Below are 10,444 nucleotides of genomic sequence, written 5' to 3'. Positions count from 1 at the left end.
TAGAGACGGCGATGTAACCGAAGACGGGATCGTGGACGACGCGGACCTTTCCCTCGTGCTCTGGATGTTCGGCACGACCTGCCCGTAAGCCCGGTTCTTCGGCTCGCGGGGACGCTGATCGGAAGGGCGGCGCTCCGTCTTTCGGCTCGCGGGGACGCTCGCCCTCCCGAACGATTTGGAACCTTCCGCCTGGCCTGCCGCCCGGAAGGGCGGCGCTCCGTCTTTCGGCTCGCGGGGACGCTCGCCCTCCCGTTCATCGGAGGGCAATGCCGCACGGCTTAAGCCGCGGCGTAGAGGTCCATCGTGCGCAGGACGTCGGTCTCGACCGCGCGGGCTAGGGGTTCGATCTGTTCGGAAGGAAGCTCAAGAGCCTCGAAGATCGGATCATCCTCGCCATAGGCGTTCGGCATCCCCAGCGCAAAGCCCAGCTGGTGCGCGATCACGTTGCCCGCTCGGATCAGGCAGGCTAACGGGTTTTCTTCATAGGCGACTTCTTGATGGTGGAACTCGATCGCCTCTTTCAACTGGTCGGGCAGCCCCCATTGTTCGGCCAGCATCACGCCGACATCGGTATGATCGAACTGCATGACCTCTTGCTCGGCTTCGATCAGGGGGATGTTGGTCTCGATCGAGAGTTGAATAGCGCGGTCGAGTTCGAACGGCATGAATCGGTCGAGCGCCATGCGTCCGCTATCGTGCAGCATCCCGGCTATAAAGGCGAGTTCCGGGTCGTGCAGCCTCTTCAGTCTGGCCAATACGCGCGCCGCGGTCGCGGTGGCCAAACAGTGCTGCCAAAAGACGTTTCTGTCGAACAGAGCCGCTCCGGGCTTGCCCGATGTCGCCTGTTGATAAGCTTGTGCCACGGCCAGCGAACGCGCGGTATTGATGCCCAGCATGGTGATAGCCTGAGAGAGCGTGTTGACCTTTGCGCCGGTGCCGTAATAGGTACTGTTGGCCGCGCGAAGGAGCTTGGCGGCCAGATTCGGCTCTCGTTCCATCACGGAGGCCAGCTGTTTGGCGCTGACCCTTGGGTTGTCGGCCAGTTTCAATATTTGGATTGTAACGGTCGGCATCATGCCCAGGCTGGGGGTACGGGCTATTCTGATTGCTAATGAGTGTCGATCCATCGTGAGATCCCTCTCGCTCCTTGCCCTATAGGTAAAATTGCCTCGATGTCCATTGCTTTGCGCAAGACGCGCGCCCTGCTTTCCGCATACTTGCAAGATACGCTGGCTTACCGCGCCAGCATGGTCATTTGGATCCTAACGGACGTAACCAATACTTTCATTATGCCCCTGGTATGGCTTGCCTCATTAGGGGACCGCACAGAAATAGGCGGATTTACGGGTTCTGGGTTCGTCATGTATTACCTGGTGCTGGCCATCACCTCCAATTTTGCAGTCAGCCATCTGATGTGGGACATCTCGTTTGAGATCAAGGAAGGCGTGATCAGCCAATGGCTGGTACGGCCCATCCCTTATCTCTATGCCATGTTCGTGCGAAACTTCACTTGGCGATTGATCCGGGGCGTGATGCTGGTGCCGCTCGTCGGGATGTTCGCGCTCTACCATTGGCATCGGTTGGACGCGACCGTGCTGACGAATGCGGGTCCGTTCTTTCTTTCGCTGTTCTTGGGGCATATCGTCTCGTTTTGGATCGCGATGAGCCTATCGAGCCTGGCGTTCTGGTTTCACGAGGTCTACAGCGTCTACGGGCTTTACTATGTGCCGGCCTACATGCTGTCGGGCTGGGTCGCACCTATCGAGCTGATGCAACCGTGGATGCAGGCTCTGGCCGCCGCCTTACCGTTCCGCTACGTTACGGCGGTGCCTGTAGAGATTGCCGTCGGTCGGATCACGGGAGACGCGATCTGGTACTCGATTCTGGGTCAAATTGTCTGGCTGGTGTTGGCCGTGTTCTTGGCTCTGTTTCTATGGCGAAAGGGTCTCAAGGAGTACAGCGGAATCGGAATGTGAGGGAGTTGAGATGAGAACTTGGTTTGCAGTCGGATTGTGGATCGCAGTCTGCGCGTCGTGGGGCTATTGGGACGATGGACACAAAGCAGTCGGCTACTTGGCCGAGAAGCATTTGGCCGGAACGCGAGCGGCGACAGAGGTTCGGAAGATACTGGCGCCGGGCGAAATGCTGGCCGATGCCGCAATCTGGGCGGACGAGGTCAAGAAGCGCTCGTTCGTCGATGCCAACGCGGAGGCGAAGGCGTTTGTGGATCGCAATCCCAATCACAGCACCTACCACTATGTGAATCTGCCTTTAGACGCGCCGGGCTATCGCCTGGGATGGCCGGGAACTCGGCCCGACACTGGCCCAGGCGTGCGAGAGGACGGAGGCGACATCGTCCAGATGACCAAGGCGTGCATCGCAGTATTGCGGGGCGAATCGAGCCGGTTCTCCAAGCGAGAGGCGCTGCGTCTGTTGGCGCACTATGTAGGCGACATGCATCAGCCTTTGCACGTCGGATGCGGTTACCTGACGGCAGGATCGGACGGCAAAGCGCTGTTAGTGGGCATGCTGGCGAACGGCGAGCACGATATGGGCGGAAACCGGCTGATCTTGCCGAACAATCAGAACCTGCACCTCTATTGGGATGGTCCGGCGGTCGAGCGAGCGATGGCGGGCCGGACGGCCCAAGCCTATGCGATGGACCTTTATCGATATGCCCGATGGCAGCCTGCGTCCAAAGGCGATCCAATGAGTTGGCCGGAACTGTGGGCGACGGAGGGGCAGGGATTATCCCGATATGCCTATGCGCCCGTGCGCTTAGACCCGACAAACCCAGCGTTCCGACCCGGTACGACCGATCGCTTCAAGATTCAGATAGAAGGCGGCCAAGAGGCGTATGCCCAGTTCGCCGCAACGACTTCGCGCAATCAGTTGGCGAAGGCGGGGCATCGTCTGGCCGAAATTCTCAGATCGATTTGGCCGGACTAAGCGCTACAGCGTGCAGCGACCGTCCCAAGGGAATGGCAGGTACGGACAATACATTTTGGGATCGCTGAACTGTTGCGGGCAGTTGCCGAACGTCGCGCCCTGTCCCACGTGCTTCCATTTGGCATGGCCGTCGTAGAAAAGGAACGACGAGCCTCGGCTGTGCGCGATGCTGGGGCAGTCGGACGGAGGCGGCACGAAGAAGCCGTCGTTGACCGTGTACTGCTCGTCCACCAATAAGACGACCTCTGATGGCCGTTGCACCCGGCCGTCGGGTATGAAGCTCATGCGAAAGTTCATCGAGTAGCTCAGCAACTTCTCAGGCCGCTTCTCGGACGGGCAGACGTAGATCTGGCGGTTCTTGACATAGGGAAAGAGCGCGCCCGCTTCGGGGCCCTTCACCTGCAGCCAAATGGGACTGATCGGCGCTCGGTCGTAGTCTTGCGTGTTGGCGGTCGTATAGACCCATCGAGCGGGCACCCAGTGGCCGTCTATGCCCCATCGCTGACCAATGCGCCACCAATCGGGACTTTGATTATTGTTCGGAAAATAGTTGTGAGGGTCTCCCGGAGCGCCGCCGGGCAGGGTGTCGTTCCAATCAGTCGCATAAGCACGAAAGGCGATGCCCAACTGCCGAAGGTTGGAAACGCACTGCGATTGCCGCGCTTTCTCTCTTGCGGCCGCAAAGACGGGGAACAAAATGGCCGCCAGAATGGCGATGATCGCGATGACGACCAGCAGTTCGATCAGCGTAAAGCCTTTACGGTTCATAATAGGACGACCTCCAATTTAACTCTAATTATAGCCCCAATGCCGCGCATAGGGTATGCTCTCGCGCTGTGAAGTTTTGGATTCTAACCGCATTTCTGGCCGTTGTGCTGGGAGCCGAAGCGCAGAACGCCGCGCCTCCTAGCTGAACTGGGTGACCGGGCGAAGGCCAGTTGCTCGGTTCGGGCAACCTTGAAATGACCAACACGCTGTCGATCCGCTTTGTCGATACACCGGCAGAGCGGCCTCGCTGGCGCGTTACCTACGACCGTAGGTTCAATGACCGGCTGATATGGGGATTCGAGTTCAATCCTGCCGCCGAAGAAGTCAACTGGCTGAGAGGGAATTACGACTTGCTCAAGGAGACGGATCGGCTGCCGCTGGTCTCGCTCGGCGTCAGCAGCGACCGAATCTATTCAGAAGTCGGAACCTTGGCCTACTATGCAACCATCGCAAAGACCATTCCGAACTCGCCCGTCTCGCCTTACTTCTCGATCAACTACTCGGAGAACGATAGGAAATGGGGCGTACCGGTCGGAGCGACCATCGATGTTGCCCAACGCATTAAGTTAGTCCTGCTCAACGACGGCAAGTTGTCGCACGGGCTGCTCACCTACACGGCTAGCGATTGGTGGACGACCGTTGGCACGGTCGGGTTTAGTCGCATGATGATCGCGTTCGGCTTTGCATGGTAGCGCAGGATTATCGCGCCAAAGCGCGAAAAGAAACGGCGAACAAGGGGGATGATCATGAAGCGAAGAAACCAAGGCAAGGCGTTGGTCGTTGTGCTGCTCATTGCGCTTTTGGGCGGACTGGGCTATGCAGGGTATGTGTTCTTTGTCAAGGCCAAGACCCCCGAGCACGCTTTGACGCGATTCTTGACCGCGGCCAAGAACAACGACGAAGCAACGGTCAACGAGCTGGCCGATCGCAACAGCCTCTTTCTCAATCAGTTCGGTAGCGCGATCGGGGCCAACGAGCCGGTCGCGCTCATCTTCCCAGGCTATCAAGGTATGAGAGAGGAGTCGGTCGATTCGTTTACGGTCGGTCAAGCCAAGACCGAAGAGCATGCGTCTGTCGTCGATACGACGCTCAATCTCAAGTCCAAGTCGGGGGAGAGCCGCAGAATCAACGTGAACTACCACATGAAAAAGACCGAGGAAGGCAAGTGGATGGTGGCCGTCGAGCAAACGGCCGGCAACAACGCGCTCGTTCTACTGACGACCAAGGAAACCACCGATCTAAAGAAAATGGTTCAGAGCTTCTTGCGACAGAACCCAGCGGCGGGCGCGATGCTGGGGCCGTTGTTGAACCAATACCCTCAGATCAAGCAGGCGCTGGGCATCTAAACCCGTACTTTTCGATGTCCGATGATGCCTCGCCCCAATGGAAAAATCGCATAGGGCGCGAAACTCCACTGGGGGCAAACGATGCATCAAGAGAACTTTGCGGGGAACGGCCGATCGAGCGAGACGGTGCTCTATATTGCGCCGGCCAACGGCCACATGCGCGATGCGCTTCGCTTTTTCTTGCAACAATCAAACGCGCAGTTCGAAGAGATGGCAGGGGATATATTTGCGGTTTCTCTGGGGCCGGGGGCTTTGGATTCGCTCTGTGCTAAACTGCCGGACTTCTTGAGCGATTCGGAACTTCGAGAGACAAAATCGCTCGCAATGCCGGCAGGCTCGCAGCCAAACTTCTCCGATTTAATGCGAATGGAGCCTTTGTCGTCGCTGATCGGCAAACTGCGCGGCGACTGGCTGGACGACATGACCCGCGGACAGCGATTGACGGCGCACTTTCAGCCTATCGTCTATGCCGATTCGCCCGATCAGACGTTCGCGTTCGAAGCCGTTCTGCGAGGTGTCGGTCACAACGGCGAGTTGATCTTGCCCAACCGACTGATCACAGCGGCACGGGCGTCCGATTCCGTTGGCGAGCTAGACTCAGCCGGAGTTTCAACAGCGCTCCAACTGGCGACGCAGCACCAAGTATCAGACTTTCTGTTCCTCGGTTTCCATTCAGACGACGTCAAGAGCGGGGAAAAGTTCGCCAAGCACGTCGTCCAAACGGCGCGAGAGGTCGGCATCCAGCCCAATACGCTGGTGATGACCGCGCTCAACGCGGACGACGCCGTCGATTGGCCGGCCATGGTCGCGATGATGGGGATGTTTCGCAATGTCGGTCTGCGGTGCGCCTTGGGCCAGATGGGCGCCCGTGCGGGCACCCTAGAGATTTTGCGGCAGGCTCGGCCCGACTTTGTGTCGCTCAACGAGGAACTTTGCCAGAACGTCCATTCGGACGGTTTCAAGGCTCAAAGCGCCGCGAGGCTGATCGAATCGGCCCGCTCGCAAGGGATCGGCACGATCGCCACCGGGCTACAATCCGAATCCGAATGGGCCTGGATGCGCGGCAACGGGGCAGACTTCGTGCAAGGATCGCTCTTTGCCGAGGCCGCCCTGCCGCCCCCAAAGCCGGGACTGATCGATCAAGGCGAATTGCCGATGGCCGCCTAATCTTGAGAAAGCTGCCAGCGAACGAACAGCATCTCGTCGATCCGATCTTCCATCACCTTCTTAAACGGTCTGCCGCCCGAATGGCCGGACTTTAAATCGTAATGGAGTACGATCGGCCTGCCCGAAGCGGACGCCCACTGAAGCATGGCGGTCATCTTGCGCGCATGGAGCGGATCGACGCGGGTATCCAAGTCGCCAGTGATGAAGATCACAGCCGGATAGTGCGCGCCCTTCTTAACGTTGTGATAGGGCGAATAGGCACGGATGTACTTAAACTGCTCCGGGTCTTCCGCCGAGCCGTATTCGGGCACCCAGTACCGGCCGACTAAAAAGAGATGGTATCGGAGCATGTCGAGCAAGGGCACCGTGCAGACCACCGCTCTAAACAGGTCCGGACGCTGAGTGAGCGCCGCCCCGACCAACAGGCCGCCGTTGCTGCCGCCTCGGATGGACAGGCGGCTTGGTTTGGTATAGCGGTTTTCGACCAGCCATTCGCCCGCCGCGATAAAATCGTCAAAGGTGTTCTGCTTCTTGTCCAGCATCCCCGCCTTGTGCCAGGCCTCGCCAAATTCGCCGCCGCCTCGCAGCGAGGGCAGGGCATAGACGCCGCCCAACTCGCACCACAGCGCAAGGCTGCCGGCATAGAAAGGCATCTGGCTGGAGTTAAACCCGCCGTAGCCTTCGAGGATCGTCATCGAGTCCCCGTTCGGCTTCAAACCCTTCTTGTGCACGATAAACATAGGCACTCGCGTCCCGTCTTTCGAACGGTACCACACCTGCTTCGATTCCATGGCGGGCAATCGCTTGACGTTCGGTCGCTTCCAAATGCTTGGATTAAGGCTCTTGCGATCAACGCGATAAATGGATGGCGGAGCCGAGAAAGTCGTAAAGGTAAAGTAAGCGCAAGGGTCGTTCCAGCGGCCAGAGATGCCAGAAGCAGAGCCGATTCCGGGCAGTTTCAGCTCGCCGGATGGCTTGCCGTCGGGATCAAAGCGCACGACGCGGGAGGTAACGTCCTTCATGTACTCCAGCCAAATCCAACCGGCAGAAAGGTCCATGCTCTGGATCGGTTGGTCCGATTCGTCGATGATCCGACGCCAGTTAGCGCGTCGCGGGTCGCTAATGGGTGCGCGATAGATCGCTCGATTGGGCGCGCGCTGGTCGGTTAGGATAAAGACGTGGTCGCCGATAATCTGTGGCGAGAAGGTCGCCTTTTCGCCCACCACGACCGGGATCGTCTTGCCAGTCGCCGTGTCGTAAAGATGGATGTCCGTTTGCGACCAGCCGGTCCACGCGCTGATCACCAACCATCGCCCATCTTCTGACAGCCCGCAACTGAGACCCGTCTCTTTGCCGTAGCTATGCTCGAATATCTTGCGCTCGCGCCCGCCGATGTCGCAAGCATAGACGTTGTGCAGATCGCCTTCGCGCCGAGCAAAGTAGATCGTTTTGTTGTCGTGCGAGAGAGAAACGCCCAAGTATCGGGCAGCCGGCAGCGCCGGTTGCTCTCGAAGATCGTCAATGTTCAATAGGCGCACGTCCACTTCGTCCGCACCGCCGTCGCGCACGCCAAAGAGCAGCTTCTGCCCATCGTTGCTGTAATCGTGAACGGTGTAGGTAGTCGTCAGCCCAGGGCTGAGCGGATGGGGGTCCAAAAGCGTCTTCTCGCGCCCGCGGCCAATGGTCATGCAGTAGCGGGTCAGTTCTTCGTTCGCATTGCGACGGCTATAGAAGAGGCGGTCGCCGCGTTGAGTGGGAACCGAAAAGGCGTCGTATCGGGCGAGCTCTTCAAGCCTCTTTAGAAGCTGAGCCTTGCCAGCCAGAGGGTCCAAAATCGAATGAAGATAGCGATCTTGCTCGGCAAGCCAGTTGCGGGTTTCGGGAGCGTTCTGCTCTTCCAGCCATCGATAGGGGTCTTCGATAACGACCCCGTGAACGGTTTCCTTGAACTCTTCGCGTCGAGTAGTCGGCGGCGTTTTCACTGTTTTTTTGCCTCCTGTCCGGCCCTTAAGTATAGCCAGTAAAGCGATGCGGCGGCGTCTGCGCGGCTGATCGGGTCGTCCGGTCTCAACTGCAACCCTGATCGGCCCATGGCGTCTGCCCCGTCCCACAGCAACGATCCGACCCCCAAGCGATGAAGCTGAGTCGCGTGTTTGTCGCCGTCCTCGTAGGGATTGGGCGCGTCCGGTTGCCGCCATCCGGGAGACAACACATCCATCATGTTGGCAAGCCAGAGAACCCAGTCGGCCCGGGACGTGTTCTCGGCAGGTCGAAATCGACGGTTGGCCGGCAACGGCGTAACGCCCAAGCGCGTCAGATTCGCTAGGTCGCCCATTTGCGGATGGTAGATCGTAACGTCAAAGTAGCTCGAAGCGTAGTAAGGGTCGCTCTCGATGTTTGGCCGTAGCGTCTTTATCTGAAGCCAGAGGAGTCGGGCGGCCTCCTGCCGGGTCAGGGGCGCTTCTGGATTAAACGCATCTTCCGGAAAGTAAGCCCGCGCTCCCAGAAACTGAATCGCGTCGAAGTGGCGGGTAGACGCGGCGACATCGGTAAAAAAGGTCAAATAGACGCCAAACCGAGTCAAGATGCGCTGAACCTCTGCAGGATCGAGTTCGGCCGGCTGGCGCCCGGTCGTCTTGTAAAGGTAGGCCGCAATTCCCGCCGCTTGTCCCAGGGTCATCCGCACCGGCTCCATGCGCAAGGTGCCATAGGCGACGTGCGTGGCCGACACTGCGGACGGTACGAGCAGGTTGCTCACGCCCTTGGGCACGATCGCGCCATAGGGCGCTTGATACCAGGGCGTGTACTGAAAGATCCAAAACTCGCCCTCGCCCATGTGTCGCAGATCTTCGTCGTCTTTCACTCTAACGGCGTGCGAATCCATAGCATAATCGCCCACGGCCACGCTGTCGGGATGGGGCCGTTGACGCGCCTGCATCACGTCCAACTGATTGAAGTCCGTGATCCCAACAATGCGGCGCGCCTCTCTAACATACAAAGTCGGTGGGAAGCCATCGTTGTCGCGATACTCGTCGTCCGCCAGCCAGATGGTCGGCTTGCCTTGTACCGTGCGAATGTAGTGCAGATACCCCAGCACATGATTCTTGTAAATCTCGTAGATACGCGCTCTCTCCTCGGGCGACGCCCAAGGCCAGTTATAGTTGACTTCTTGAAGGTCGGAGCCGTGAGGATGCTGGTTGATCTCGAACTTGTTCAGCATCAATCGCCCGCTGGTGGCGTTCCAACTCTGATCCCAGGCGGGCGCCTGGCGATACTTGCGCGGATCGTATCCGGGCGGCGGCTCGGTCGGCCCGACCGGTCGACCGTAGTCTTTGACGCACAGCATCATCGCATAGGCTTGCAAACGACGGTCGCCCTGGCCGGTGCTGCCGGGCAGTCGGGTGTCGGTCGAACGGTCGTAGTAAATCACCCCCGCGTGCGGCTCTTCGAGCGTGCGCGGCTCGCGTCCGACTCGATATTTGACGCCCGCCGATGCGGAGTAGTCCGCCTCGATCGTCGCATCGATCGTCATCTCCGCATCGATCCGCGACTTTCGACCGTCTGCCAGCGTTACGGCCTCAGCGCCTATAACAGCGGCGCCGCGTTTCAGAGCCCGGGTCGCCCGAACGCCGAAAAACAGATCGATGTTCGCCTCTTCGTAAACCATCTGCTTGATGATCATGTTGGCGACCCAAGGCTCATACCGGAGGCCGGTCTCGTTGCCGCCATAGTAGGCCTTGACTCTATCGCGGAACTCGGCGAACAGGCCGCTGATTCGGGCCGGGTTGCGCACATCGGTTACGGCCACGCCGTTCACGATCATCCCGCCCAAACGGTTGGTCTCTTCGATGAAGCAGACCTTGAGCCCCAGTCGCGCCGCCGTGATCGCCGCGCCCACCCCGGCAGACGTGCCGCCGATCACCAAGACATCGTAGTTAGAACGGTCAGGCAATCGGGCGTATGCTCTATCGGTTCGCGCTACAAGGGGCGACTTCTCTCCATCCGCATAGGTCGCCTGAACGCCGAAGGAGCGGGCTTCTCCGGGCTGCAAGCCGTCGAAGTGATGGAGGGTCGCTTCGGGCGGCAGCTGAGCGACCGCATGATCGTCCAGATAGACGGTAAATCCGCTTGCAGGCCGCCCGGGATCGTTGATCCAAAACAACGCCACCCGACTCTGAGACCTTGGGATCGCTTCGACCGACCGCAACTGACAA

Annotated in this window: 9 protein-coding genes; 5 read left to right on the top strand and 4 right to left on the bottom strand. The window is 59.2% G+C overall.

Translation table 11 applies throughout. The features are described from left to right. Positions 1 to 278 precede the first annotated feature (278 nt). Positions 279 to 1,127: an HDOD domain-containing protein gene (locus HUU60_04345; GenBank protein NUL81941.1), complete on the bottom strand. Its 849-nt coding sequence runs from the start codon at positions 1,125 to 1,127 to the stop codon at positions 279 to 281. 45 nt (positions 1,128 to 1,172) lie between these two features. Here HUU60_04345 and HUU60_04340 point away from each other — a divergent pair, with 45 nt between their 5' ends. Together HUU60_04340 and HUU60_04335 are read left to right on the top strand one after the other, a co-directional pair. Then, the gene (locus tag HUU60_04340) at positions 1,173 to 1,976 is read left to right on the top strand and encodes an ABC-2 family transporter protein (GenBank protein NUL81940.1); all 804 of its coding nucleotides are present in this window, start codon (positions 1,173 to 1,175) and stop codon (positions 1,974 to 1,976) included. A 10-nt stretch (positions 1,977 to 1,986) separates the two neighbouring features. Further along, on the top strand, positions 1,987 to 2,949 hold the full coding sequence (locus HUU60_04335) for a S1/P1 nuclease (protein ID NUL81939.1): 963 nt from the start codon (positions 1,987 to 1,989) through the stop codon (positions 2,947 to 2,949). A 3-nt stretch (positions 2,950 to 2,952) separates the two neighbouring features. Here the strand turns inward: HUU60_04335 and HUU60_04330 are convergent, their stop codons facing one another. Beyond that, the gene (locus tag HUU60_04330) at positions 2,953 to 3,717 is read right to left on the bottom strand and encodes a prepilin-type N-terminal cleavage/methylation domain-containing protein (GenBank protein NUL81938.1); all 765 of its coding nucleotides are present in this window, start codon (positions 3,715 to 3,717) and stop codon (positions 2,953 to 2,955) included. Positions 3,718 to 3,911: 194 nt separating this feature from the next. Here HUU60_04330 and HUU60_04325 point away from each other — a divergent pair, with 194 nt between their 5' ends. The 3 genes from HUU60_04325 (at position 3,912) to HUU60_04315 (ending at position 6,230) form a co-directional block, all read left to right on the top strand. Then, the gene (locus tag HUU60_04325) at positions 3,912 to 4,409 is read left to right on the top strand and encodes a hypothetical protein (GenBank protein ID NUL81937.1); all 498 of its coding nucleotides are present in this window, start codon (positions 3,912 to 3,914) and stop codon (positions 4,407 to 4,409) included. A gap of 54 nt (positions 4,410 to 4,463) precedes the next feature. After that, positions 4,464 to 5,063, top strand: a complete 600-nt coding sequence (locus HUU60_04320) for a hypothetical protein (protein NUL81936.1) — start codon at positions 4,464 to 4,466, stop codon at positions 5,061 to 5,063. A gap of 81 nt (positions 5,064 to 5,144) precedes the next feature. After that, positions 5,145 to 6,230: an EAL domain-containing protein gene (locus HUU60_04315; GenBank protein NUL81935.1), complete on the top strand. Its 1,086-nt coding sequence runs from the start codon at positions 5,145 to 5,147 to the stop codon at positions 6,228 to 6,230. Here the strand turns inward: HUU60_04315 and HUU60_04310 are convergent. After that, positions 6,227 to 8,212 (bottom strand): S9 family peptidase, encoded by a 1,986-nt coding sequence (locus HUU60_04310; GenBank protein ID NUL81934.1) that lies wholly within the window; start codon positions 8,210 to 8,212, stop codon positions 6,227 to 6,229. The two genes, HUU60_04315 and HUU60_04310, sit on opposite strands and share 4 nt — an antisense overlap. After that, the gene (locus HUU60_04305; GenBank protein NUL81933.1) at positions 8,209 to 10,398 is read right to left on the bottom strand and encodes an FAD-dependent oxidoreductase; all 2,190 of its coding nucleotides are present in this window, start codon (positions 10,396 to 10,398) and stop codon (positions 8,209 to 8,211) included. Before HUU60_04305 ends, HUU60_04310 begins: the two co-directional genes overlap by 4 nt. Positions 10,399 to 10,444 lie beyond the last annotated feature (46 nt).

This window comes from Armatimonadota bacterium, from assembly GCA_013359125.1.
In the GTDB taxonomy this organism is placed as follows: Bacteria; Armatimonadota; Fimbriimonadia; order Fimbriimonadales; family GBS-DC; genus JABWCR01.
Note: the sequence above shows the minus strand (reverse complement) of the source record. Positions and strands in the feature narration are given on the sequence as shown.

What these genes read in the sequence shown, in the direction of transcription:
- HUU60_04345 (NUL81941.1), bottom strand. Translation starts at nt 1,127, where the DNA reads ATGGATCGACACTCATTAGCAATCAGAATAGCCCGTACCCCCAGCCTG.
- HUU60_04325 (NUL81937.1), top strand. Translation starts at nt 3,912, where the DNA reads ATGACCAACACGCTGTCGATCCGCTTTGTCGATACACCGGCAGAGCGG.
- HUU60_04330 (NUL81938.1), bottom strand. Translation starts at nt 3,717, where the DNA reads ATGAACCGTAAAGGCTTTACGCTGATCGAACTGCTGGTCGTCATCGCG.
- HUU60_04335 (NUL81939.1), top strand. Translation starts at nt 1,987, where the DNA reads ATGAGAACTTGGTTTGCAGTCGGATTGTGGATCGCAGTCTGCGCGTCG.
- HUU60_04340 (NUL81940.1), top strand. Translation starts at nt 1,173, where the DNA reads ATGTCCATTGCTTTGCGCAAGACGCGCGCCCTGCTTTCCGCATACTTG.
- HUU60_04315 (NUL81935.1), top strand. Translation starts at nt 5,145, where the DNA reads ATGCATCAAGAGAACTTTGCGGGGAACGGCCGATCGAGCGAGACGGTG.
- HUU60_04320 (NUL81936.1), top strand. Translation starts at nt 4,464, where the DNA reads ATGAAGCGAAGAAACCAAGGCAAGGCGTTGGTCGTTGTGCTGCTCATT.